Genomic DNA, 24784 nt, shown 5'->3' with positions numbered 1-24784 from the left:
TCGCGCTTGGCCGAAGATGCGCGGAGATGCTGGTAGGTTTCTGCATTCGCTACAGACAAGAGAGTGCAGGCATGGTGGACAGCTCACGTCGCAACACCTTCAAGTTGCTGTTGGCCGGAGCGGTGTCCGCGCCTTTTGTCATGAACCCGGTCAAGGCTGCTCCATGCATCGGGGGTAACAGACGCCCTCTGTGGAAGCCGGGCATCGAAGGCCAACGAAAAGCCGATCTCGGCGATGGCACCTATCTGAATCCGATCATGGCTGGCGATCATCCCGATCCCACCATCCTCAAGGATGGCGACAATTACTACATGACGTTTTCGTCGTTCTACGCCTACCCGGCGGTGATCCTCTGGCACTCCACCGATCTGGTGAACTGGGCACCCATAGGCCCGGCAGTGACCAAGTCGCTCGGTCCGATCTGGGCGCTCGACCTGTGCAAGCACAATGGCCGCTACTTCATCTATATCCCTGCCAACCCGGGCGACAAGGGATGGTCGATCTTTGCGATCTGGGCCGATCGCATCGAAGGTCCGTGGAGCGATCCGGTTGATCTGAAAATCCCCGACTGCATCGATCCCGGCCACGTCGTGGGCGAGGACGGCAGACGCTATCTGTTCGTCAACGGCATACGCAAAATACGTCTTGCTGATGACGGCCTTGCCACCGATGGATCGCTGGAACCGGCCTATAAGCCGTGGCGGTATCCGGACGACTGGGTGGTAGAGAACTTCGCGCCGGAAGGGCCAAAACTGCTTCGGCATGGCGAATGGTTTTATCTGATCACCGCTGTCGGCGGCACCGCGGGTCCGCCGACAGGCCACATGGTGATCGCTGCGCGTTCCCGATCGATCCACGGTCCGTGGGAGCATTGCCCACACAATCCGCTGGTGCGCACCACGAGTGCCGATGAGCCGTGGTGGTCGCGCGGACATGCGTCGCTGGTGGAAGGCCCGGCCGGCGATTGGTGGATGGTCTACCACGGCTACGAGAACGGCTTTCGCGCGCTCGGACGCCAGACGCTTCTTGAGCCCATGGAATGGACCAGCGATGGCTGGTTCCGCGCAAAAGGCGGCGATCTCTCCAGGCCGTTACCGAAACCCAAAGGAGGGAAGGGCGGGCCGTCGGGTCATGCGCTGTCGGATGATTTCAGCACCAACAAATTCGGTGTGCAGTGGTGCTTTCACGACCCGGCGCCGGACGAGATGCAGCGGGTTATCTATGAAGCTAAAGGGCTACGCATCGCCGCCAAGGGACACTCGCCAATAGACAGCACACCACTGACCTGCATCGTCGGTGATCGCTCGTATATCGCGGAAATCACCATCGATCTCACCGGCAAGGCCGAGGGCGGACTGCTGCTTTTCTACAATCACAAAGCTTTTGTCGGCATCGGCTTCACGCCTGACGGCATGAGGACCTATGAATACGCCGAGGAACAGCCCTGGATGCGCGCCGCGATACCGACATCCAGCGTGCGGCTAAGGCTGACCAACGACGACAACGTCATCACCTTCCACTACTCGCACGATGGCGGCCGAACCTGGGTACTGCATGGACTGCGTATGGAAGTTTCCGGTATCCATCACAACGTGTTCGGTGGGTTCCTCAGCCTCAAACTGGGCATCTACAGCGCGGGCGAGGGAAGCATTCTGTTGCGGGATTTCAGTTATCGCGCGCTCGGCGAACCAAGCTAGATGATCTTCAGGGTGATGGCCTTCAGCACGGCGCGCGTTCGATCGCGCGTGTCCAGCTTGTCGAAGATATCGATGAGGTAGTTCTTGACGGTGCCTTCCGCGATATGGATGGCCTGTCCTATCTCCCGGTTGGTGTATCCGCCGGCCAGCAGGCGAAGGATGTCGACCTCGCGCTTGTTGAAGCGTCCGCTTGGCGCGTTGTCGTCGTGATAGGCATAGCGTGTGCGCAGCAGGTCGGTAGAAATGGGGGCTATCACGGTCCGCCCGCTGGCGACTTCCTCGATGGTCGCGACCAGCTCCATCGGAGAGGCATCCTTCAGCAGAAAACCATCCGCACCGCCTTCGGCGGCACGAAGGGCCATGTCCGGATCATTGAACGTGGTCAGCAGGATGACCGGCGGAGACTTCGGCAGTCGTCGCAGGCGTTCGCAGAGACCGAAGCCGTCCAATCCAGGCATGCGGATATCGGAGAGCACGACATCGACGGTCGTCTTCGTCATCTGCTCGAGCAGTGCCTCGCCGCTATCGGCCTCGATGACTACCTCGAGCTGCTCGAAGCCACCCAGTAGCGCCTTGAGGCCGCAGAGCACCAGCGCCTGGTCATCCGCCAGTGCGATGCGAAGGCGCTTGGCACCGGTCACGACCACGCTACCGGCAGCCATGCACGCAGTTGGAAGCCGGCATCGCCGGAGTGCTGGAACTCAAGATCACCGCCCAAGGCCTGAAGGCGCTCCCGCATGCCGTTGAGTCCATGCCCGGCCTGCACGGGGCCGCGCCCGCGTCCGTCGTCCCGGATCATCAGCCGCACCTGGTCGCCATCGCGGGACAACGTTGCCCAGACCTGCGTAGCGTCGCTGTGGCGCGCCGCATTGGTGAGTCCTTCCTGGAAGGTGCGCAACAGGGCCTCGGCCTGGTCGAGCCTGGCAACGCGTGCATCGTCGGCAATATCGAAAAGCACGCGGGGCCGGGGAAAGGGTTCCGCGAGCCGGCGCAGCGTGGCGCCCAGATCCAGTCCGTCATGCAGCCGCAGTTGGTGGACCATGCCGCGCAGGTCGTCGAGCAGCTCCTCGGTCAAGCGTGAGCACAAGGCGACGGTTGCTACTTGATCCAGATGACGGTTGTGGGTGATCGCGGCGAGGTTCAGGCGCAGCGCGGTGAGTTTGTGTCCCGCTACATCGTGCAACTCGCGCGACAGGCGCAGGCGTTCCTGGTGCCTGGCGGACTCGGCCAGCATGCCGCGCGTGGTGAGCAGTTCGGCATGTGCGCTCGCGAGCATATCCCGCGCCTGCTCTGCCTTCTGGGCGAAGCGCGCGACCATAACGGCGAACAACTGGAGGCTGGCATGCAGGCCGACATAAGTCAGTGGTGCGTCCATTTGCCGGAACATCAGAACGATGGTGAGTAGCAGCGCGTTCAACACCACATAGACGACTGCCAGCCTCTGAATGCTCAACAGCCGTGCGAACGTCAGCATCGGCACGATCAGCAACGCGGCGGCGGAGTTATAGCGATAGAGCGCTACCAGGGCCAGCGTGATCGCGCTGAGCGCGGCGGCTAGCGCTAGCTGGACGGCATCGTGGCCGCGTATGCCGAGCGATGCCAGGAACACCAGAAGAAATAGCGCATGCAGCGATCTCGATAAACCGTGGACCGGAAACGGTGCGCCCAGCGCAGTAGCCGCCAGCGGGCCGGACCATAACTCAAGTCCAATCGCCGCCCAAGCCACGAAGCCTGCCACCGCAATCGCCGATTGGGGAGATATCGCCAGCCTCATGCGGCTAGCATTCCGTCTGACTGGGGGAAAGGCAAGCGGAAACGGAAAGAGGTGACTTTCGTCACCCGCTCTGGTGACTTTCGATGCCTGACGGCTTCAGCGCGCTTGACCAGACTGCACGCCACATCTGGATAGAGGTCTGGCGAAATGAAGATAAAGCTGGCGCGTGTCGCGAAGATCGGTGGTCTCATGCTTTCCCTGCTGGTCGCTATCGGTTTGATAGTCACCTCGCTACCAGTCATCTCACGCGGAGAGCGCAACGCATTCGCCACCACGCTGTGGCCCGCACCCGTCAAGGACCAAAAATTCATCGAGCAGGCTTATGCCTACCTACCGCAGAAGACTCAGTTCGACGCTTTCGTCGCGCTGAAAGACGGCGGGCAGCTGGCGCAATGGGGAGAGGCGGATCTTCCGATCAACACACATTCGGTCAGGAAGAGCCTGCTCAGCGGGCTTTATGGCATCGCGATCGCGCGCGGCTACATCCGCCTCGACCAGACCCTGGGCGAACTGGGTATCGACGACAAAGTGAAACCACTCACTGCGATGGAGAAGTCGGCGACGGTGCGTGACCTGCTGATGTCCCGCTCAGGCATCTATATCGAAGCCGCCGGCGAAGCGAAGGGCATGAAGGATGGCCGCCCTCGCCGCGGCTCGCATCGGCCGGGCGAATTCTTCTACTACAACAACTGGGATTTCAACGTGCTCGGCGTGATCTTCGAACGCCGCACCGGTCTCAGCATCGGGCAGGCCTTTTACGAGTGGATTGCCAAGCCGACCGGCATGACCACCTTCAAGCCGGGGCATGTCATCTACGACCAGCCCGGTTATACCGAGCATCGCCAGTTCGTGATCTTCATGAGTGCCGCGGATCTCGCGCGATTCGGCGTGCTCTATGCCAACAACGGCACCTGGAACGGGCACCAGGTGATACCCGAGGCGTGGATTCGCGAGAGCACACAGCCGTATTCGGAGATTAAGGACATGCCGCCCTTCGACGCTTATGGCTATCTCTGGTGGCTCGATCGTCGCAACAGCGTGGTGTGGGCCGATGGGTGGGGCGGCCAGTTCATGATCGTCGATACCAAGCATCATATGGTCGTCGTCGCCCGCAACGATACGGGGCGCAGCCTGTTGCAGATGGGCCTGTTTGCTGCGTTCGGCAAAGACGGATGGCGCAGTCACTTGCAGCGGCTGCACAAGATGATGATCGAGGCGTCCGATGAGCCGATGCACCCGCGGGATACTTCAGCATTTCGCTAGGCGGCCGACGGATGAATGAATTGGCTCGAGCGCGGCATTCCTCTATTCCACAAAACCACTTTCGGCCTGGGTGGTTCTTTCCGTCCGCTGCTTCGCATGCCTCTGCCGATGCTGTCCTGGCGCCAGGCCGCGAATGCGCTTGAACGCCTTGGCGAACGCAAACTCATTTTCATAGCCGACGCGGTCGGCGACGTGCGCTATAGCGTGTCCGTCGGCGAGCAGGCCTGCCGCCACGGTCATGCGCCAGCGCGTGACGTAGCTCAACGGCGGTTCTCCCATCGCTTGCTGGAAGCGCCGGGCAAAGGCCGCTCTCGAAAGCCCGGCACGCTGCGCCAAGTTTTCGACCGTCCAGGCGTATGCGGGGTCGCCGTGTACGGCATGCACGGCAGGCCCGACAACCGGATCTTGCAGCGCGCCGAACCAGGTCTGCGGACTGCTCGCATCCTGCTGTGCGGTCCATAGCCTGAGCGCGTAGATAAACAACAGGTCGACCAGCCGGTCGATGATCAGGGCAGTGCCCGGAGCCGCGCCGTTTGCTTCTGCCGCGAGCCATTGCATTGCTGCTTCAAGCGGCGTGTTGCGCAGCTTTTCCGCGGACAGATGCAGCAACTGCGGAAGGCCGCGCAACAATGGATTGGTGCCATCCGGTGCAAACGAATAGGAACCGCACAGCACGCTGGCCGGCGCGCCGCTTCCCGCGTTCGGCAGGCTCATGCGCTGGCCCGGTGCGAGGTTGCCGACCGCTTCGTGAATCTCGATGCTGGGCGTGTCGGGCTGGTCGGCCAGTACATGTCCGGCGCCATGGGGAAACACCACGATATCGCCCGCGCCGAGTTCTACCGCATCGGTGGTGCCATCCAGCAGCACGCAGCAACGCCCCGCGGTGACCACATGAAAGCCTGCGCGCCGGTTGGTGTCGGCGAAGTGCAAAGCCCAGGGCGCACCAAGCTCGATACGCGCCGACAGGGCGCGGCCGAGGTGGGCGGCCTCAAGCACCTGGGCAAGGACATCAAAGCGAGAATCGAGACGTTCGAACATGCATTCGAGCTTTTCACCCATTCATGCGCGCGTCAAGCGGCCGTAGCCTGTCATCTCACCCACCACATCGAGATGCCCCATGACCACCACCGCGCTCGTACTCGGCGCCACCGGAAAATCCGGCCGCCGCCTTGTTCCCTTGCTTCAGGCTCGCGGCGTCACCGTGCGTGCCGCCAGTCGGCAGGCCAGTCCACATCACACGCTGTTCCACTGGGACCAGCCTGAAACGCATCAGGCCGCGCTCGACGGCGTCGATGCGGTGTATCTGATCGGCCCGGATTTTGTAGAAGACCCGTCGAACGTCATCGCCCCCTTCCTTGATCGTGCGAAGCAGCTTGGCGTCAAACGTGTCGTCGCCATTTCCTCACTTGGAGTCGACTTTCCTCACGAGCCAGCAGATTCCGGGCGGCGCAAAGTGGAGCAGTTAGTGATGGCGTCGGGTATGGAATGGACGTTGCTGCGCCCGGGTGGTTTCTCGCAGAACTTCTCCGAGTCGTTCTTTCTGCCCGGCATTCTTCACGCGGATGCCGTGGCTACGGCTACGGGCGACGGTGCGGTTGCGTTCGTCGACGCGGGGGACATTGCGGCCGTTGCTGCCGTCGCGTTGACAGAGCGCGGCCATGCGCCGGCCATCTATGACATCACCGGCCCGCAGTCGCTCACCTTCGCGCAAGCCGCCGCCATCATCAGCAAGGCAGCGGGGCGAGAGATCAGCCACCGGAAGATTTCCTCGAACGAGTTCGCCACGATCCTGCAAGGCGGCGGTGTTCCCGCCGACTACGCGGCAGTGGTAGTGCGTGACCAGGAGGCGATCCGGGATGGTGCGGGTGCTGTCGTCACGGATATCGTCGAGCGGGTGACTGGGCGTCCGCCGATGTCGTTCGAGACGTATGCGGCGAATGCAGCGGCTGCGTGGACGCGGGGGTAAGTGCTTCGTCTGGCGGAGTCATTTTTCTATCACCGAAAAATGACTCCGACTCTTTTGCCCGTTACACCGGACGCAACTGCTCACTTAACGAACGTGTCTTCTCAGTCACCACATCGCCCGTGTGCTGCGTGGTCTTGCGCTCGATCAGCATGAGCTGGCATTCGTTCTCGGCGACGGGGTTGTGCCGCACGCCTTTGGGAACCACGAACATCTCGCCTTCGCCGAGTTCCACAACACCATCATCCATTTCGATGCGCAGACGCCCCTTCAGGATGAAGAACAACTCATCCTCGCCTTCGTGGCTATGCCAGGCCAGCGAGCCCTGCACTTTGGCGACCTTGATGTAGGCATCGTCTACTTCCGCAACGACGCGTGGTGACCATAGTTCGGTAAGCGATTCGGCGATCTGCCTGGGCGATTTGACGGGTGATGACATGTTGCCTCCTGGGGAAAGGTGCCAGGTGAGCATGGCGCCAACGGGGGCCGGTTGCCAGATGTCTTATCGGCTACTCATCATGTTTTACGCCCCTCGATGGGATACCCCGGATCGGTGTAGCCCGGTGTCGAAGCATGGCCCGGCCGCACCAGGCTATCGACGAATTTCTCGTCCTCGGGACCCAGTTGCACCTTCAGGGCTTCGACGTAGCTGTCCCAATGCGCTTCGGTTCGCGGGCCGGCAATGATTGAACTGACCAAGCGGTTCCTGAGTACCCAGGCCAGGGCGAATGCGATGGTGGTGGTGCCGCGCTCGGCAGCATACGCGGCAATCGCCTGCGCGATCTTCAGCGATTCCGGGCGCCACTCGGTTTGCTGGATGCGCTTGTCGCCGCGTGCGACCCGGCTGTCGGGCGGCGGCGGTGCGTCCACTGCGTACTTGCCGCTGAGGACACCGCGCGCGAGGGGACTGTAGGGCACTACACCCAGGCCGTAGTGACCGGCCACCGGCAGCTGTTCGACTTCGGCGGTGCGGTCGACGATGTTGTAGAGCGGCTCGCTGGCGACGGGGCGATCGATGCCAAGCTGGTCAGCAAGGCGCACCACTTCGGCGATACGCCAGCCGCGGAAATTGGAGAGGCCGAAGTAACGCACTTTGCCCTGGCGGATCAGATCGCCGACAGCGCGCACGCCTTCTTCCAGCGGCTGCTCGGGTACAGCGCGATGGAAGTAGAGGATGTCGATGTAATCGGTGCCGAGCCGTTTGAGGCTCGCGTCGACCGATTGGTAAATCCACTTACGCGACTGGCCCTGTTCGTTGGGACCTGGTGTGGCGGGAAAGCCGAACTTGGTGGCGACCACCCAGTGATCGCGACGATCCGCGATGGCGCGCCCCACGACTTCTTCCGCGCGGCCGGCGTGATAGACATCCGCGGTATCGATGAAATTCACACCTTGCTCGAAGGCCTTGTCGATGATGCGCTTCGAGGTGGCTTCATCGGTTTCGCCACCGAACATCATCGTGCCTAGGCACAAGGGCGACACTTTGAGAGCGCTGCGGCCGAGATAACGGTAATCCATGGTTGCTACTCCTTCGGACTGGCATCCGCTTCGTCAAACACGCGCTGCGCAATCGGCAGCGCCGAGGCAGCGGTGGGCCAGCCTGAGTAGAAGGCGAGGTGGGTGATCGCTTCGATCAGCTCGTCCTTGCTCAGGCCGTTCTCAAGCGCCTTCTTCATATGGAAGGGGAGTTCGTTGACGCGATAGAGCGAGATCAGGCTGGCGACGGTGATCAAGCTGCGATCGCGCGGCGAAAGCCCCGGCCGTTCCCAGACATCGCCGAACAGAACATTGTCGGTGTAATCGGCAAAGGCAGGGGCGATATGGCCGAACGCTTTGCGGCCGTTGGTGGGCTTCTCGGGCATGGGGGAAATCTCCGGATGGGGCGATCGAAAGGATGCGGCAGGGATTCGACCGCAATGAGGTGTTAGCGAGCCCAGTGTTAGCGCACGGTGTAGCTGCTGTCGATGGCGAGTGCATGGACGATCGAAGAAGCGGCGGATGGGATCTCAACCACCTGCGCTCAAGGCGACGAACCGGAACGGGCAGCTCATCGACAGCATAGGTGTGGCCTGGCCTGCTGATAAAGGCCGGAAAAGCGAATGCCTCTATGAAGCGGATTCATAAATGGCGGGACCAACTACGCCTTCGCTCGTCATCGCGCACGCTGCCTCGGCGGCATACGCAAGAGCAGTTCAAGAGATGACACGCATTGCACACGCTATGCAGGTGAACACTTACAGACGAGCGTGTTCTCTTTTGCTAGTTTCGGCGCGTTGCCTGCGGAGTCGTAGAAAGTCGACGCAGGCAACCATTGCAGCGATGCAGTGTAGAAGCGCGAGCCAAGGGTGGTGACACACCCCTGACCCGCTAACCAAACCAACTTACACAGGAGTTGATATGGCTAAGCCAGATCATACGGCAGTCGCTCGCCCGCCAAACCCCTCGGCGGCACCCTCAACGATAAACCGGCCGGTTCGCGTTATCAGCGAACACGATTGAGGAACCGCGGCGCTGCCGTTTCCATGCGAATCCACTTAAGCCGTTGCACCCGGCGCATTGCCGTGTGCCGCGACGGAAAGGGTGGACGCTGCGGCCCACTTCCTCGATTACCTGTGCCGGCACTCAGTCAAGAGTCGTCGGTGAGCCTTTGAGGCCGTTGATCGTCCCGCGGCACACCGCGTGTTGAGCGCGATGTGCCGCACCTGGGCGAAAGGCCTTCGTGCAAGGAGATGTCGCCATGGCGAGCACCGCGTCCGACACAAAAACCATCGCGCTGCACTACTGCCTTCCCGAGTCCGCTCATCGCCAGTTGTGCGACATGCGTGATGCGCTTCAGCAATTGGCCGACCTAGCTGCCTGTTCCGATCCCAAGGCGAGGCCGTTGAAAGTCGACGCTCGTCCCATCTTTACCTGCTTCGCCAACTACGCGAGCGAACTCACTTCCATTCTTGATAGTGGGCAATGGCGTCGTTCTGACTGATGGTGCGTTGGTGCTTCGCGGAATCTGTAGGCAAGTCACCGATGTGCGTGCGGATCAGGATAAGGGGCTTGCCGTGATGGGTGGGCAGCCATGCTTTGGCTCCCCTTTATCATCATTCCAGCCATTTCCTTGAGCAGTTTTGCCGCCACCGTCGCAGTGAGGTTGGAGATATCGCAGCGTGGGTTGTACTCGACGATGTCGGCGGCCACGATGGGTTGGTCGATGCTTTGAATCAAGTTGATCACCTGGCGCGGAGAGAGGCCGCCGGGCTCGCGATGTGATACGCCCGGTGCATACGCGGGATCCAGTGCATCGATATCCATCGACAGGTACACCGGTGTCGTTATGTCGAGCCGGTGGCCTGCATGCCAGTCGCCAGCCGCGATCGTCTCAACACCAAAACGCCTGAACTGCTCGCGATGGTGGTCGTTGACGGTGCGCAAGCCGATTTGAATCAGGCGATCGGCCAGCTGCTCCTCCATGATCCGGGCAAATGGCGAGGCGTGCGATCTCGGGTTGCCTTGGTAGGCGTGATAGATGTCGGGGTGCGCGTCGATATGGATGATCGTGAGGCTGGCATGCCGGCGGCGTACCGCACGCATGATGGGATGAGTGATGGCGTGATCGCCGCCAAGGCAGATCAGTGGGTCGCCCGGATCCATCAGGCGGGCCACATGCTGTTCGATAAGATCCCATGCATCGTGGCTGCCATCGAACGAGATATCGCCATGGTCCACGAGCCTGCCTTCCACGCCCAGGTCGACGCCGGTCTCGCTCCATAGGCTGTACGCATCGGAGTAGAGCTCGTGGCGGATCAGCGAGGGAGCTTCCGATGCACCCTTCAAGTGCGACGAGTTGTCATCGTTGGGTATCCCCAGGAGGGAAAGTCGGGTCATGACGGTTTGCCTTGGCGATGGGTCATGCCGACTTTATGGATGACCTTTGCGCAGGTCTACTTCATGAATTTAATCATGTGTGTAAGAATTTCTTGATGATTGACCTGGCCCGTCTTCGCCTCCTTCGGGAGCTTGCCCGTCGCGGCACCATGACCGCGGTTGCGAATGCTTTTGGGCTGACGTCGTCGGCGGTGTCGCAGCAGTTCGCAACGCTGGAGCGCGAAGTGGGCGTTGTATTGCTGGAGCACATCGGACGGCGGGTGCATTTGACGCCGGAGGGTGTACGGCTGGTGGCGCACGCCGAAGTCATTCTCGAAGCAGCCGAGGAGGCCGAGCGTGATCTGCGCACGGTGAGGCGAAAGCCGCGAGGGGAGCTGGAGATCGCCTGCTTCTCGACCTTCGCCAAGGCGCATCTGCTTCCGGCCATCGTGCGAGTCCGCGAGCGTTTTCCGCTGGTGCGCATCTTTATCCGGGAACTCGAATCGCCGGATGCCATTGAGGCCGTGCGTGACGGGCGTTGCCAACTTGCACTTACATTTACCTACAACCTTGTGCCTCGGGACAGCGCTGCGGATCTCGTCTCGCAGCAGGTGCTGGAGGAGTCGATGCTATTAGCGCTCCCGGAAACGTGGCGCAGCGAGCGGGGACCGATCAGCCTGGAACGTCTGGCACGCGAAAGCTGGATTGTCGGGTCGAGACAGGCTGATGACCGGCTGCTGGCGGAGCGTGCGTGTGCCGCATTCGGTTTTGTGCCGCGAATCAATCACACCGTAGATGATTACGATCTGCTGCTTAGAATGGTGTCCGCTGGATTGGGCGTGGGGTTGGTGCCGGATCTGGGGCGGCGCTTTTCGAGTGCCAAAGTGGTGGTCCGCAAGCCGGGCGGCACAGCGCTAAGCCGTCAGGTTCATGCGCTGACGCGAGGTGCGCTCACGGGCTCACCGCTGGTACTGGCCATGACCTCGGAACTGGCGAACTTGACCTGATCCTTCCCTAGATAGCCATGCTGATCGATGTGCGGCGGCGGAAGCGATAGACCGACGCCGGTGGCAAGTTCAGAAGGGCGCTGCCCATGTGCGTTGCCTCCAGGCCCAGTTCGCTCAGCTCATCCGGTGGCAACGGACAGCGCGGTCCGTAGGTGAATTGATGGAACGTGCCGTCCTTGCGCAGTTGGCGCGAGAACAAACCTTCGACGATGGCGAGAGCTTTGTCCCGTGGCATCGATAGCAGTGGCAGTCCACTGACCACCGCGCCAGCGCGCTCACTGCCGAACAGCGGCTCGGACAGACCGAGATGGGCCGCATCCATGTTCAGCACGCGCGTCGCCGGAAAGCGCTGCGTCAGTGTGTTGGCAAACGTCGGGTCGGCTTCGATAAGGGCAAGCCGATGCGCAGGTACGCCTCGGTCAAGCAGGGTCTGGGTAAACACGCCGGTGCCGGGTCCCAGTTCGATGACGGGACCGTTGCGAGGATCAACGTCTCGGGTGATCAGCCGTGCCAGTGCGGCTCCCGATGGCGCTACGGCGCCGATCATGGACGGATCGCGCAACCAGGCGCGCAAGAACAGCAACGTATCGGTGAAGGTCATGGGGCGGAATTCCGTTGGGGATCGGGATGCCTGGTGGCCAACCATCGCCATGTGGCGACGATGAAGATTTCGCATGCCAGCAATACGACGAATGTCTGCAACGCGAGCGCGGAAGCGTTGACCGAATCCGCCCATCGCCCAGCGAGGTGGCCGATGCCGATGAACAACAGATTCCACAGCAACAGACCCGGCAGCGTGCAGGCGATGAAACCCAGGGGACGCAGGCGCAGCAGGCTGGCCATGCCCGGAGCGATCAGGCGCACCACCGGAATCAATTGAGCGATGAAGGCGTAGCGATGCTGATTCGCGCGCAAACCATGTGCGATGTTTTGCACGGAGGCGGGCGGCAATCGCATCAGTCGGGCGGAGCCGTCGATGAGTGCGGCGGCGCGATGTTGGCCCAGCATCATGCCGACCGAGTAGAACAGCAGGCATCCAGTCATGCCGCCCACGCAGGTCGCGGCCAGCGCCTCCGGCAGCGACCATTCGCCGTGCGCGGCGCCGATCCCGACGGCGACCAGCACCGCGTAGGAGGGCAGCACTGGAATTAGCCGTTCGGCGATCGCCAATGCGGCCAGCCCCAGCAAGCCGTGCATGGCGATCCATGCCATCAGTTGGCCCACGGGATCCGCGGCAAGCGTCATCATGGCGGCAGCCGCCATGAACGTTCGGTAGGCAGAACAACAACAGGCATGGTAGGGAACCTCGATGCGCAGGTGCTCGTGAATGGGCGCATCGTCGGCTACGGGTTTTAAGGCCGTCTTAATCGCGCAACGGCAAGCTGCTGGGCATTCGGCATAGACAAGGGAGGGCATGGCCGATGCAGATACTGTTGGTGGAAGACGACGCCATGCTGGCCAAGGCGGTCGGCGACGGCGTGCGCCAGCAAGGCTGGGGACTGGACTGGGTCGCCAACGCTGGCGCGGCAAAAACCGTGCTGGTCGAGCACAGCTACAGCGCGGTGCTTTTGGATCTGCATCTTCCCGGCAGTTCCGGCCTAAGCGTGCTGACAGCGCTTCGCGAACGCTACGACACCACTCCAGTACTGATCATCACCGCCCGCGACCAGTTGAGCGAACGCGTACGTGGACTCGATGCGGGTGCCGATGACTATGTCGTCAAACCGTTTCAGCTCGACGAGTTGTACGCGCGATTGCGCGCCGTGATGCGGCGAAGCCAGGGCCGGGTTGCACCGTTGTTGAGCTGCGGCGAGGTGCAGCTGGACCCAAGCCGGCGCGAAGTCACGTTCCGCGGCCAGCCAGCTGCCTTGAGTCTGCATGAGTACCGCACGCTGTTCGCGCTGATGGAGCGGAAGGGCCGCCCCGTGACGCGCAGCCAGCTGGAGGATGCGGTTTACGGCGGTAACGGCCATATCGAGAGCAACACCATCGCGGTCTACATCCACCAGCTCCGGCGCAAGTTCGGCGAAGAGCTGGTGATTACCGTGCCCGGTCTTGGCTACCGACTGGGCGAGGCCTGCACATGAACTCGTTGCGGCGGCGTTTGTTCGTCATGCTGTTGCTGTGCTTCCTGGCCTTCTGGGGCTTGTGGGTGGGGGTGTTTGGTGCGTTCTTTAGACATGAAGGCACCGGTCTATGGGACAACTCGCTGTTGACCCATGCGCAGGAGATCGTGCAGTTCATGCCGAAGGACTATCAGCTGCTGGCGATTGCGCCGGTCACGGGTCTGTCCGCCAAAACCTGGATGCGTGACGACATGAGTTACCAGGTATGGGTGGATGGACGGCTGCTGATTCGTTCGCCGGGCGCACCAGAGGTGCCATTGAAGCCGGATTTCCGCGACGGCTTCGTACGTCGTCCTGTCCAGGGTGAGCCGTGGCGGATCTACGCCTTCAGCGACAAAGCGCGGCACATCCAGGTGCAGGTAGGTAAACCGCAAAGTGACTACGAAACCATCTACCTCTGGCTGGCCGGAGTCACCTTGACCAGTCTGGTATTGATGATGGGGTTACTGGGATTGGCCGTGCGCTGGGGCATCCGCTGGTCGCTCGCGCCCGTCATGACATTGAGCAAAACCATGCAGAGTCGCGCTCCGCTCGATCTGACTCCATTGCCTGCGGCTACGTTGCCAGCAGAACTCCGTCCCTTGCTGGATGCCTTCAACGATCAGCTGGTGCAGCTGGATCGGGCCGTGCAGGCCGAGCGGCGTTTCATTGTGGATGCCGCACACGAGTTGCGCACGCCGATGGCGGTGCTGTCGGCCAATGCACAGGTCGCCCTGCACACCACCAATGTGATGCAGAAGGATGCCAGTCTGCGGCAATTGCTGGCGGGGGTGGAACGTAGCGCGCGGCTGTCGGAGCAGTTGCTTGATCTGGCGCGGCTCGACGCGACGCGGCATGCCCGCCCCCGCGTGCCGGTGGATCTGGCCGAGCTGATCACCATCGTGATTGGCGATTTTGACATCCTGGTGCAGCAGAACAATCAGCGCATCGTGTTGCAGATCGAGCCGACGCACATCGTCGGCGACGTCGATGAGCTCGGTATCCTCATGCGCAATCTGCTGGACAACGCCACTCGCTACGGCGGCAAGGGTGCGTGCATCGAAGTAGCCTGCGGACATGACGCCGACGGTACCGCACGGCTGCGCATCGCTGATGACGGTCCCGGCGTGCCGCCAGAAGAGCGCGAGCGCATCTTCGACCGTTTCTACCGCGTTGCCGGCACCGATCAGCGCGGCAGCGGCATCGGTTTGTCCCTGGCGGCGCGTATCGCGCAGTCGCATGGTGCGCGTATCGAGATGGGGGCGGGCGTGGGTATGCGGGGTCTTGGTATTACTGTCTTGTTCGGCGCCGCATAGCTTGCCGATGGCACCGACAATGAAACGGTCGCGCGATGTTGCTCACATGGCGGGGTAAGGCATACCTTGTCGCGTGCAAACCTCATCGACCATCACAGCTAGCCAGTCATCGTCTTCATGATGGGCGTTGCTGAAGACACTGGTGAAGATGCTGTCGGTCGATTGAAAGAACTTCGCGTCATTGGCATAGCGGAGTCGAAGGACGGATATAGCCGCTTCAATGCGGCTTACCGTGCCACGTAACTCTTGTCTGGACATGCTCATGGCTCTGCCTCTATCGCTAGAAAATCGCCGATGGTCTGCGGCACCGGACCCGGTGAGACCGAAATCCGAGGTGGCGCGGAAGTTCTATTGAGCGTCGCAGTGGTTCTTCCATGGATGTGATGCGGGTGACTTGTGCCACCACAGATAGCGAGTTCTTGTGGTGAGGTTTACCCCCACCACAAGGCTCTTGCCAGTTATTGCTTGGTCGGCACGATGACGGTGTCGATCGCATGGATAACGCCGTTGCTCGACGCGATATCACGCTCAGTAATGCGGGCGCCGCCGATGCTGAGCTTGTCGCCATCTTTCCTGATGGTCACTGTCTGGCCCTGCATCATTTTCGCTGCGGTCAACTTTTCGACCTCAACGGCGGGCGTCCTGCCCGGCAATACGTGGTACTTCAGTACCGAGATCAACTCCGCCTTGTTTTCCGGCTTCAGCCAGTTTTCCAGCGTGCCTTTGGGCAGCTTTTCGAATGCCGCGTCGGTAGGGGCAAAAACGGTGTAGGGGCCTGAACTTTTGAGCACGTGGGTTAGCTCGGCTGCTTCGAGAGCATTGCTTAACGTATGGAAGGAGTCGTTGGCCGCTGCTGTATCGACGAGATTCTTGGAGGACGCGCTAGAAACGTTGGAATCATGATTGGACATGGGGCTGCCTTGAGTGGTGATCCGCGTGGCGGATCTTGGGCGGACAAAACCGCAACTCCGATGCAGATCGGAGAAGTACTCAGATGGCGTTAGGGAGAGGACCGCGTGGCTGAGACGCCTGCCAAGGAGGAGACATACTTTCCTGGCGCCGTCGCAGCATGCGCTTGTAGTTGTTAGCTAGGGGTAACGTACTTGAGTATGCGGGTTATCCATATCCGGCGCTGGATTACGTGCGGGGAGGTTGCCACGTATCCTGCTTGCTGCACAGAAACGCCCACTCGTAAAACGGCCATCTCGAGAGAGATGGCCGTTTGCTTTTGTTTTCGTAGTGGCTAGCGCTGTCGAGGCAGGCTGCTACTCACCATCATGGCTGGATCGCCACGGCCGTTGGACCCCTGCCTGCGTTTACTGTGGCGATCACCTTATTGGTGAACGGGTTGATCACAGAAACGGTATTGGAGCCGACATTGGCTACATACACGCGACCGGAATGGCGGTTGACCGCTATGGCCCCTGGATATTCTCCCACCGGCACCGTGGCGATTACGGTTTTGTTGAACGGGTTGATCACGGAAACGGTGCTGTCAGTGAAATTGGCTGCATACACTGGGATGCCGATAGGGCTGATCGTTATGGCATCAGGACCGTTCCCAGCCGCCACCGTGGCAGTCACCGTGTTGGTGGACGTATCGATCACGGAGACGTCGTTGGAATCAAAACTGGCTACGTATAGACGAGCGCCCAAAGGGCCGACCACTACGCCATAAGGAGTGGCCGCCACCGGTACCGTTGCGGTCACGGCATGGGTAGCCGTGTCGATAACGGAGACGGTATTGTCACCCGCGTTGCCCGTATACACATGAACGCCATCGGGGCTGACCGCTATGGATAGAGGCACGCTCCCAACCGGCACGGTAGCGATGATGGTGTTGGTGGCCGTATCGATCACGGAGACGGTGCTGGCATTGGCATTGGCCACATACACATCAGCTCCATTAGGACTGACCACTACCGCCGCAGGGGCCTTCTCTACCGGCACCGTGGCGGTCACAGTATTGGTGGCCGCGTTGATCACGGAGACAGTGTTGGCATTGGCATTGGCAACATATACGACGCTGCCATCGGGACTGACTGCAATACCCAGAGGAACGGTCCCTACCGGCACCGTGGCAGTCACGGTATTGGTGGTCATATCGATCACGGAAACCGTGTTGCCAAATTGATTGGCCACATAAGCATTGTTGTTGTGGGCCGATGCAGGCAGTACCACCCACGCCATCAGGAAGGGAAGGGCGCAGCGAGCCGTGCGTGCGAGCCAGCGGCGTGCCGTTGGGTGCGTCTTGAACGTCAGTTGTTCAGTCGTCATGGAATACCTCAGTAGAAGATTATGGGCGCCATGGTGCGCCCGCCATGAAGCTATTTCGCTGCGACGGCATTCGAACCGTTAGACAATACTTTTCAGTATCCAGATGGCGACACCACTCGCCATCCTGCTATGCGGCCCTTAGACAATGGTTGGAACGAGGAACATCCCCTTTGGCGCGCATGCCGGCGCTCAACTTATCTCGCTTGTAATGGTGATCATTTTGCGGACAAACACCTACTGGTAGCGCATGGTAGAAGCCGACTGGCAAACGCATTTCTTGCGCCGATCTCATGCTTGCGCGCGATCATGCTATAGCTATGTCGAGCGGCGTCAAGCGCAGCGCCTCGCCCGTTCCGCAGCCGGCATCCAGTACGCGCATGCCTGGCCGTAGCTCGAGGCTGGCGATGGCGTTGCGCAGCTCGGGCTCGGCGAAGGCATTGAATAGCTGCAATTTGCGCGAGTAGTCCCGCGCGGCGCTATCGCCAAGCGGTCCGCCAGACAGCGCCGGCGCGGATCTCATGCGGAGTTCCCTTCGATATCAGGCACGACTACGGGCATGCAGTGCATGACGGTGTCAGTGCGGGCTCTTCTGTCGTGCGCGCAGCATGGCAATGGCGGCAGCTGCATTCACCTGGAGCATGTGATTGGACACCTTGCTGCTATCCAGCATCAGCTCGTGGATGGCGCGCGCATCCAGTCCAGGCGTCAACGACAACAGCAATGCAGCGATGCCGCTCACATGCGCGGCGGCCATCGACGAGCCTGAGGTGAAGTCGTAGCCGCCGTTGGGTTGCGTGGTGAGTATGTCTTTGCCGGGCGCGCTGAGAACGCCCGGCGGAGCGGTTGACGCGTTGCTTGCGCGCACCACGATGACGCCGGGTACATCGTTGGGAAAGCCGCCCGAGTCACCCTCTGGCGGCGATGCCGCAATAACGATGCGGCCCTGACGCAGCAGATGGCCGAGTAACTGGTTGAGCAGGGGATCGGCCGGACCGCCAAGACTCAGATTGACGATGCGCGCCTTGGTGTCGATCACGGCAGCCAGCGCCTTGGCGAGCGTAAAGGAGTTGCAGTGCGCGCCGCTCTGCGCAGAGGGCGGATACCAGCATGCCTTGTAGATGTTGAGTGTCGCGCCAGGTGCCATGCCAACGATGCCCTGGTGATTGTCGCCCACCGCGGCAATGATGCCGGCCACTTCCGTGCCGTGGCTGTCATGGTTGAATGCGGGGGCATCCGCGTCCACGAAGTCGCGCACTTCCCCGATGCTTCCCTGGAGGTCGGGGTGAGCGGTATTCGCACCGGTGTCGACGATCGCGATATGGACGCCGTCGCCCCGGCTAACGTTGTGGGCGACGGCCGCATCGGTTTCGACGAAGCCGTGCTGCAGATCAGCATAGGGATCGTTATAGCGATGCCCGTCTTCCTGTGTGTCGGCGTAGACGGCGTAGTCCTGCAACGGTTGCGCAAGCTGCACGCGCGCATCCTTGGCGAGCGCCGCCAGCAAGGCTTCGCGGGTCATGCCCGCCGGCGGCTCCAGCACGATGCAGTACAGATCCAGCGCCTTGATGGGCCAGCCGGTGATCTGCCGGATCCCATAAGTTTTTTTCAGTGCCGTCAGCGTGGAAACCGCGCGTTGTCCGGCGCCGTAGTTGCCGGCGGGAGCGTAACCGAGCACGCTCGAACCGGCATGCGTGGCGGGCGGCTCGAGTGGATTGGCGACGGCCAGCACGATGTCGCGTGCGGGGTCCATGGCCAGCACATGGTCGGTGCTGGATTCGACGGATGTAGGCCGTGGCGTCGTCGGACGTGGCAGCGTGCAGGCGCTCAGCGCCGCCGTCACCACGAGCATGGCGAGGACGGCCAGCTTCATGGGGGCGGGGCGACGGGTTCCGCCAGGCGGATGCCGCGACTTGCGCGCAGCTTCCGCAGCGTGTCCGGTGATGACGACGCGCCGTTGGCCGGCACGACGGTGTAGGCCCCTACAGCGTTGGGACCTCTCGTCACCTGCAATTGCAGTTCATGCAGCAGGGCGTTCCAGTCGGCCAGCTTCATCGTAGCGTCCGGCACGACATGGATTGCGCCAGGTGCTGCTGGCGGGGCGTTCTGACTGAGCGTGCGATACGGTTGATGCGCTTCCTGTTCGGACCACAGCCTGGCACCCAGCACGCCAATGCCCACCGCCTGCACCAGCACGGCAGCCACCAGCGCACGTGTCACCCAGCTAGTGGGGCGTGCACGGGTAGGCATGTCATCGGCATCCGTCGTATCAAGCCGTGACATCAAGCGCCGCAATCCAGCCTCGACATCGACCGGCACGTCCGATGGCAGCGAAATGGCCATCCGCAGCCGGCTCTGCTGCTCGAATTCCGCGCGGCAGGATTCGCACTGCGCGAGATGCTCCATCAGCCATTCGTGCTGTCCCTGCGGGTTGTTTTCCTGCAGCGCCCAGGGCATGGCCTCCCAGGCACGGGCGCAATCTTTGCCGGTGTCGATGGGCAAGTTCATGGCATGCTCTCTTTCTGTGTTTGCTCTTTCTGTATGGGCGTGTCGCCGGCAAGCGCCGGCAACGTATTGCGCAGCCTGACCCGCGCGTGGAACAGGCGTGCCTTCACCGTGCCGACCGGGCACTGCATGATCACGGCAACATCGTCCAGGCTATGACCCAGCCCATAGACAAGCTCGACGGCCAGTCGCTGGTCCGCCGAGAGACGGTTGAGTCCCTGCGCCAGCCAGTCGCGAAGCTCGCGCTCCTCGTCCGGGCAATGGGATGGATATCGCGCTTCCGACCGCGCGTCGTCCTCGAGCGGCTCGTCGCCGTGCTGGCGTAGCGCCTTGAGTCCGCAACGGTAGGCGATGCCGATGATCCAGGTGGATACGCGCGAGTCCCCGTGGAAGCTGCCGGCTTTCTGCCAGGCAATCCAGAAGCAGTCATTAATGACCTCGTCGATCACATCGGGGCGACGCGTCAGGCGGGAGAGGAACCGGCACAACCGCCCGTGGTAGCTCCGATACAGCATGGTCAAGGCGGCACGATCTCCTGCTGCCATGCGTTGAAGCAGCATGCGGTCGGTCGCGTCTGCATCAATGTCGACGTCGTTCATGGTCGTTTCTGGAGAGGTTTGGATGCCGTGAGTGCTCTGCCAACGGGAAAAGGTTGCTTCTGATTCTGTATTGATCTGTTTGGCGCCTCTGCTGGCGGGGTAAGCGTTTGGCTCGTGGCTTCTTGCTTTGATGTTGGGTTATCGCGACCTGGCCGCTTATGCAGCGGGCATTTCGAACCGCTGCCGCGGCTCGGGTCACTTTCTCTTTGCTGGCCCAAAGAGAAAGTAACCAAAGAGAAATGGCCTAAGGGCAGGCGGTGTGCTTTGTAGCTACGCATCTTCCAGTGCCAGACATCTAGATGGCTTCTCCCTTTGCTCCCTCTCCCCTTTGGGGAGAGGGTTGGGGTGAGGGGTGGGTGCTCGCGACGGCGTGGCTAGTAGCACATCGCGATAAACCAACACCCAAAGTAGGAAGTCGCGAACCAAGTACTTACCCCTCCCCAACCCTCCCCTGCGAGCAGGGGAGGGAGCAAGAGCGAAGGTGAGAGAACCATTTCGACGCCTGACACTGGAAAAAGCTTAGCCACGAAGCACGCCGCGCTCTTCGGACCATTTCTCTTTGGTTACTTTCTCTTTGGGTCAGCAAAGAGAAAGTGACTCGGGCGCCGGCAGGCGTCCGAAATGCCCGCTGCATAAGCGGCCAGGTCGCGATAACCCAGCACCCAAAGTAGGAGGCCGCGTACCAAGGACTCACTTCATATATCCCCGCACAGAGATTTTGAACAGGTTCTTAGAAAGAGAACGATACCGTCGCGACCCAGGGGGCCGTCTCGAGACTGTTCCGGGGACGCTTGAGCCCGCTCGTCAGTATGCGATCAAGTTCCAGGTGCCAGGACTCATATGTCCACATTAGGCCGACATGGCCATAGCCGTAGCTGTTCCATCGTGTGTAGGAGTAGTACGTCACCCCGTCATATTCGTATGAACTTGCGTGATCATGTTCGTAACGGCTGTGATAGGTCACCTGAGACTGGGCGATACCGGCTCCGGCTGAAACGCCGAAGTGCCCAGGCAGCGGCCAATGAAAGCCGACGTCAGCGGCGCCGCGCAGCCGGTGGTCGCCTGAGCCCACCCCATAAATCGCTGACAACCCGAAGGTGAGCACGTCCCGGTACACCCAGCTCAGACCACTTTCGACCCGGTCGTAGACGCGTGCCTCCTTGGGACCTGGGTAGTCGTAGTAGCTCAGGCTGGCTCCCATCTGCCAGTCGGGTGCGAGTGTCCAGTAGCGCGCCGCTTGCGCGAACGTTTCAGTGAGGCGATCCAGCTTCCGCGCTTCCGCGCTTGCCGACACGCGCAGCGACCAGCCCTGGGGCGACGCCCAGGATACGGCGCCCTGCACGATGGGCGTCTCGGAGGTGACAGGTAATCCCCGGTCCACCAGCTGCGAACTCAGCGCGACGGTACCGCTCAGATTCGCCGATTGGGCATGAAGCGCCATGGGCAGGCATGCACCGATGGCCAGCGATGCGCAGCCGAGACCCTGGCGAAGGATGCGCGCCCGCCGGATGCGGGTGTCTGCCATGACCGGATCAGGCATGCGCCATCTCAGCGCCGTGAGGCCCTGAAGGCATCGAAGAGGGTGTGGCCGTACCCACCGCTTAGTCATGCGTCTCGCAACATCGGCTCATCGTCTGAGTGCCCCGTAAAACTAGTGGAACGTATCCAGGTACGAGATGAGATCTTCGAGCTGCTTGGGATCGTCCAGGCCACTGTACTTCATCTTTGTGCCAGGGTTGGCCTTCCTGGCAGGCTGCGAAAGATAGCCATGGAGTTTATCGGTGGTCCATGTCCAGGGCGCCTGATGCAGGGCATCGGAGTAGTGATAGTCGGGGAGGCTGCCTGCCGCCCGCCCGACGATGCCGAACAGGCTGGGTCCTTTCTTGTTGTGCCCTTGCTTCGCGCTGTGGCACTCGGAGCACTCGCTCTTGAACACATCGGCGCCGGCCTGTGCATCGCCGGCCTGTGCATAAGGTGAGCCTGTCATCCACAGCATGAACATGCCTGCGATAGTCATGCCTCGCAGGGCCCTGGCCAAAATCAATCGGGTCACTTACTTGCTCCTGTCTGGCGCGCTGCTAGAACGCGACGCTTGCGGAAATGGAGAATTGGTCCAGATCCCGTGCGTTGGTCACAGGAACACCTAAACCAGGGGCGACGCCAAAGATGTTGTTACGGACGCCGTTGAACTTGGTAAAGCGGAACCAGGTGGCCGCAAGCTTCAGATTGGCAAAAGGCGACCAGGAGTCCTCCTTGCCAAAAGGTGCCCAGAACAGGGTGATGAGCTGGCTGGTCGTGGCCGGATCGCCGTAAGGCGGATACCGCACAGGGTCGTGCGTACCGGTACTTTTCAGGTAGGCCAGCGTGATGCCGTAGCTTTGCTTGAAGGTATAGGTCAGACCCAGTGTCTGATCGTGCGCGGCGACATGTTGCTTGGTCGATAAGCCTGGTGCGAAGGGCGCAGAGAAGGTGCTGCCATAGTCGCGCTGCTCGAGAATATTGACGTAGCTCAGTTGCAGAATGTGTTCCCGGTTGCCAATGAACTGGTAAGTGAGGTCATAGCCGAGATCGGTGATGTCGTCCTCACGCGCGTTGCGGGGAAGCTTGCGCTTGGTAGTCAGCGCGACCACGCCCGCCGAGAAGAATTGATGCTTGAATTCCTTCATATAGGCTAGGCGCAGATAACCGGTACCGCTCAGCTTGCCGGGGTCATCCGAAGGGCGATAACCGACGTCCGATAGCGTGGATCGCGGCATGGCCATGTAGGTGCCTACGGCGCCGAGCCAGCTTGAATCGAGCACACCGTAGGCCACGGCGCCGATGACGCGCGTCGCCAGTGCATTCGGGCTCGATGGGTTGAGCAGCGTGCCCGAGATGGCCGGCGGGCCGAAGTTCGACGCATTCGGCAGGGCGCCGATCGGGTCTTCGAATCCCGGGCTGTTGTTGATGCTCACGCCCAGCGTGGCGTCGCGGCCGCCAAGCTTCAGTTCCTTCGCGACATAGCGAACATCGACGTTGCTCAGCTTGGTGTGGAAGTGGTCGTTGCCGGTGTTGTCCGTTTCGACTTTGACGTAACCGCCGATGTGGTCGGTGATGCGTCCCGCCAGATAGAGATCGGCTTCGGTGAGTTGCGTCGTGTTGTTGCCACGGGTCGGCACCGTATGCGTGCCGATAAGCTGGATGGCCGCAGGAATGCTCGAACCCTTGCCGCCGGTGTCGGTATAGCCATTGAGCTTGAAGCGCATGCCGTAAGGCGTCAGCGCAGGACCATAGGCGCCGGCATGACAGTCCGCGCACGGCGAGCCAGTTTGCCTGGCGTAAGCGGGAGTAGCGTGCACACTATGGCTCGTCAATAGCAGAGCCATCGCCATGCCAAGCCACACGCGGATAGCCATGGGATGACGTATCGATAAGTGCCAGCGCTTCGCGAATGAAATCAGATGGGTTGGCATGGAGTGTCGTTGCCCCGATGAGATGGCATGGAAGAGAGCCATGGCCGCGTCAACCCCGGCGATGCGGCAGCATCATCCGCAGCACCCGGTCCTTGAGAATGAAGTGGTGCCACAGCGTCGCGACCACATGCAGCGTTATCAGGCCAAGCAACAGCCAGGCGACTGATGCGTGCCAGGTCGTCAGCGTGTCCGCCAGATCCTCGTCAGAGCCGACCAGCGCAGGCAGCGTGATGCCGAAGAAATGCACCGGCTTGCCCTCGGCGTTGCTGAGCGCCCAGCCAAGCAGCGGCTGGACCAGGATCAACACGTACAGCGCCAGATGCGTCATGGCGGCAGCGGCGCGCAATGGCCACGCGGTGTTGCCCTCTGACGGAAGCCGGCCCAGCCGCCAGCGAAGCACCGCGCGCACGAAAAACAGCAGCAGCACCAGCAAGCCGAAATGGCGATGACCTTCGAGCAGCCATAGACGCATGGTGCGTCCGTCGACTTGGTCGCGAATCAGGATCAAGGTCACGCCAAGCAGCAGGAAGAGTGCGGTCAGCCAGTGCAGGATCATCAAGGAACGTGGCCGCATCAACGGAAGGGATTCGTCATTGCGAACCGCGGACAGCGCGCTGCCCTGTGATGGGTCATGTCGGTCCATATCCGAATTGTTCTTGTGCCCCGCCATCGTTCCGTGGTCCCCGTGCATGGTCAGTGCCATGGCTGTGTTGCCCCGGAGGGTTGGTGCCGGCTGAGCTGTGAAAGGTTGCATACGCCGACAGCGGGGTCTCTCGACATCACCCGATTGGCGTCGACTTTGAATTGCTCCTCCCCCTGCTCGCAGGGGGAGGTTGGGAGGGGGTGAGCTCTTGCGAAAACCTCTCCTGAAAAGTTTTCTCAAGTACTTACCCCTCCCCAACCCTCCCCTGCTAGCAGGGGAGGGAGCCAACAGCTTGTGTCGCCGGAACTCGACACTTGTCAGTGCGGTGTCG

The 24784-nt window shown here is 61.3% G+C and carries 27 protein-coding genes; 7 read left to right on the top strand and 20 right to left on the bottom strand.

The window, feature by feature from the left end:
* Positions 1–71 precede the first annotated feature (71 nt).
* Positions 72–1697 carry a family 43 glycosylhydrolase gene (locus BM338_RS21000; protein ID WP_090454750.1) on the top strand — a complete coding sequence of 542 codons (1626 nt, stop codon included), beginning with the start codon at positions 72–74 and terminating at the stop codon, positions 1695–1697.
* On the opposite strand, the gene BM338_RS20995 is transcribed toward BM338_RS21000, so the two are convergent.
* Together BM338_RS20995 and BM338_RS20990 are read right to left on the bottom strand one after the other, a co-directional pair.
* Entirely contained in the window at positions 1694–2359 is a 666-nt protein-coding gene (locus tag BM338_RS20995; RefSeq protein ID WP_090454653.1) for a response regulator transcription factor, read from the bottom strand. The two genes, BM338_RS21000 and BM338_RS20995, sit on opposite strands and share 4 nt — an antisense overlap.
* On the bottom strand, positions 2335–3471 hold the full coding sequence (locus tag BM338_RS20990; protein WP_090454748.1) for a sensor histidine kinase: 1137 nt from the start codon (positions 3469–3471) through the stop codon (positions 2335–2337). The genes BM338_RS20995 and BM338_RS20990 overlap by 25 nt, the downstream gene beginning before the upstream one ends.
* A 147-nt stretch (positions 3472–3618) precedes the next feature.
* Here BM338_RS20990 and BM338_RS20985 point away from each other — a divergent pair, with 147 nt between their 5' ends.
* Positions 3619–4734: a serine hydrolase domain-containing protein gene (locus tag BM338_RS20985; protein ID WP_090454651.1), complete on the top strand. Its 1116-nt coding sequence runs from the start codon at positions 3619–3621 to the stop codon at positions 4732–4734.
* 42 nt (positions 4735–4776) lie between these two features.
* Here the strand turns inward: BM338_RS20985 and BM338_RS20980 are convergent, their stop codons facing one another.
* Positions 4777–5772 carry an AraC family transcriptional regulator gene (locus tag BM338_RS20980; protein WP_177229432.1) on the bottom strand — a complete coding sequence of 332 codons (996 nt, stop codon included), beginning with the start codon at positions 5770–5772 and terminating at the stop codon, positions 4777–4779.
* Positions 5773–5851: 79 nt separating this feature from the next.
* Here BM338_RS20980 and BM338_RS20975 point away from each other — a divergent pair, with 79 nt between their 5' ends.
* Positions 5852–6700 carry an SDR family oxidoreductase gene (locus BM338_RS20975; RefSeq protein WP_090454647.1) on the top strand — a complete coding sequence of 283 codons (849 nt, stop codon included), beginning with the start codon at positions 5852–5854 and terminating at the stop codon, positions 6698–6700.
* 61 nt (positions 6701–6761) lie between these two features.
* Here the strand turns inward: BM338_RS20975 and BM338_RS20970 are convergent, their stop codons facing one another.
* From BM338_RS20970 to BM338_RS20960, 3 genes are all read right to left on the bottom strand, one after another.
* Complete coding sequence (locus BM338_RS20970; RefSeq protein WP_090454645.1) at positions 6762–7136, bottom strand: cupin domain-containing protein; 375 nt, start codon at positions 7134–7136, stop codon at positions 6762–6764.
* 77 nt (positions 7137–7213) lie between these two features.
* Positions 7214–8215: an aldo/keto reductase gene (locus BM338_RS20965; protein ID WP_090454643.1), complete on the bottom strand. Its 1002-nt coding sequence runs from the start codon at positions 8213–8215 to the stop codon at positions 7214–7216.
* A gap of 5 nt (positions 8216–8220) precedes the next feature.
* A complete protein-coding gene (locus tag BM338_RS20960; protein WP_090454641.1) occupies positions 8221–8559 on the bottom strand; it encodes a carboxymuconolactone decarboxylase family protein in 339 nt (112 codons plus the stop codon).
* An 875-nt stretch (positions 8560–9434) separates the two neighbouring features.
* On the opposite strand from BM338_RS20960, the gene BM338_RS20955 reads away from it, so the two are divergent.
* Positions 9435–9677 carry an XAC0095 family protein gene (locus BM338_RS20955; RefSeq protein ID WP_090454639.1) on the top strand — a complete coding sequence of 81 codons (243 nt, stop codon included), beginning with the start codon at positions 9435–9437 and terminating at the stop codon, positions 9675–9677.
* A gap of 35 nt (positions 9678–9712) precedes the next feature.
* Here the strand turns inward: BM338_RS20955 and speB are convergent, their stop codons facing one another.
* Positions 9713–10573 (bottom strand): agmatinase, encoded by an 861-nt coding sequence (gene speB, locus BM338_RS20950; protein ID WP_090454636.1) that lies wholly within the window; start codon positions 10571–10573, stop codon positions 9713–9715.
* Between the two features lie 95 nt (positions 10574–10668).
* On the opposite strand from speB, the gene BM338_RS20945 reads away from it, so the two are divergent.
* The gene (locus tag BM338_RS20945; RefSeq protein ID WP_177229431.1) at positions 10669–11559 is read left to right on the top strand and encodes a LysR substrate-binding domain-containing protein; all 891 of its coding nucleotides are present in this window, start codon (positions 10669–10671) and stop codon (positions 11557–11559) included.
* Positions 11560–11566: 7 nt separating this feature from the next.
* On the opposite strand, the gene BM338_RS20940 is transcribed toward BM338_RS20945, so the two are convergent.
* Positions 11567–12160 carry a class I SAM-dependent methyltransferase gene (locus BM338_RS20940; protein WP_090454631.1) on the bottom strand — a complete coding sequence of 198 codons (594 nt, stop codon included), beginning with the start codon at positions 12158–12160 and terminating at the stop codon, positions 11567–11569.
* Positions 12157–12822, bottom strand: coding sequence for a DedA family protein (locus BM338_RS20935; RefSeq protein WP_177229430.1), 666 nt, complete (start codon positions 12820–12822; stop codon positions 12157–12159). Before BM338_RS20935 ends, BM338_RS20940 begins: the two co-directional genes overlap by 4 nt.
* Positions 12823–12980: 158 nt before the next feature.
* Between BM338_RS20935 and BM338_RS20930 the strand changes: the two genes are divergently transcribed.
* Together BM338_RS20930 and BM338_RS20925 are read left to right on the top strand one after the other, a co-directional pair.
* Entirely contained in the window at positions 12981–13646 is a 666-nt protein-coding gene (locus BM338_RS20930; protein ID WP_090454626.1) for a response regulator, read from the top strand.
* Complete coding sequence (locus BM338_RS20925) at positions 13643–14980, top strand: sensor histidine kinase (RefSeq protein WP_090454623.1); 1338 nt, start codon at positions 13643–13645, stop codon at positions 14978–14980. The genes BM338_RS20930 and BM338_RS20925 overlap by 4 nt, the downstream gene beginning before the upstream one ends.
* Before the next feature lie 42 nt (positions 14981–15022).
* On the opposite strand, the gene BM338_RS20920 is transcribed toward BM338_RS20925, so the two are convergent.
* The 11 genes from BM338_RS20920 to BM338_RS20870 form a co-directional block, all read right to left on the bottom strand.
* Positions 15023–15244, bottom strand: a complete 222-nt coding sequence (locus BM338_RS20920; protein WP_090454621.1) for a hypothetical protein — start codon at positions 15242–15244, stop codon at positions 15023–15025.
* Between the two features lie 194 nt (positions 15245–15438).
* Positions 15439–15891 carry a fasciclin domain-containing protein gene (locus BM338_RS20915; RefSeq protein ID WP_090454619.1) on the bottom strand — a complete coding sequence of 151 codons (453 nt, stop codon included), beginning with the start codon at positions 15889–15891 and terminating at the stop codon, positions 15439–15441.
* Between the two features lie 364 nt (positions 15892–16255).
* The gene (locus tag BM338_RS20910; RefSeq protein ID WP_090454617.1) at positions 16256–17257 is read right to left on the bottom strand and encodes a YVTN family beta-propeller repeat protein; all 1002 of its coding nucleotides are present in this window, start codon (positions 17255–17257) and stop codon (positions 16256–16258) included.
* 304 nt (positions 17258–17561) lie between these two features.
* Positions 17562–17777 carry a hypothetical protein gene (locus BM338_RS21710; RefSeq protein WP_090454615.1) on the bottom strand — a complete coding sequence of 72 codons (216 nt, stop codon included), beginning with the start codon at positions 17775–17777 and terminating at the stop codon, positions 17562–17564.
* A 54-nt stretch (positions 17778–17831) separates the two neighbouring features.
* Positions 17832–19127 (bottom strand): S8 family serine peptidase, encoded by a 1296-nt coding sequence (locus BM338_RS20900; protein WP_090454613.1) that lies wholly within the window; start codon positions 19125–19127, stop codon positions 17832–17834.
* Entirely contained in the window at positions 19124–19762 is a 639-nt protein-coding gene (locus BM338_RS20895; protein ID WP_090454610.1) for an anti-sigma factor family protein, read from the bottom strand. The genes BM338_RS20900 and BM338_RS20895 overlap by 4 nt, the downstream gene beginning before the upstream one ends.
* Positions 19759–20358 (bottom strand): RNA polymerase sigma factor, encoded by a 600-nt coding sequence (locus tag BM338_RS20890; RefSeq protein WP_090454608.1) that lies wholly within the window; start codon positions 20356–20358, stop codon positions 19759–19761. Before BM338_RS20890 ends, BM338_RS20895 begins: the two co-directional genes overlap by 4 nt.
* 730 nt (positions 20359–21088) lie before the next feature.
* A complete protein-coding gene (locus BM338_RS20885; RefSeq protein WP_255367410.1) occupies positions 21089–21898 on the bottom strand; it encodes a TorF family putative porin in 810 nt (269 codons plus the stop codon).
* A 111-nt stretch (positions 21899–22009) separates the two neighbouring features.
* Entirely contained in the window at positions 22010–22360 is a 351-nt protein-coding gene (locus BM338_RS20880; protein ID WP_255367416.1) for a c-type cytochrome, read from the bottom strand.
* 76 nt (positions 22361–22436) lie between these two features.
* Positions 22437–23729, bottom strand: coding sequence for a cytochrome C (locus tag BM338_RS20875; protein WP_255367415.1), 1293 nt, complete (start codon positions 23727–23729; stop codon positions 22437–22439).
* A gap of 130 nt (positions 23730–23859) precedes the next feature.
* Positions 23860–24384: a cytochrome b gene (locus BM338_RS20870; protein ID WP_255367409.1), complete on the bottom strand. Its 525-nt coding sequence runs from the start codon at positions 24382–24384 to the stop codon at positions 23860–23862.
* Positions 24385–24784: the final 400 nt, after the last annotated feature.

This window comes from Dyella sp. OK004 (assembly GCF_900114495.1).
Taxonomy (GTDB): Bacteria; Pseudomonadota; Gammaproteobacteria; order Xanthomonadales; family Rhodanobacteraceae; genus Dyella_D.
The sequence above is the reverse complement of the archived record's forward strand: the minus strand, read 5'-3'. Positions and strand labels throughout refer to the sequence as shown.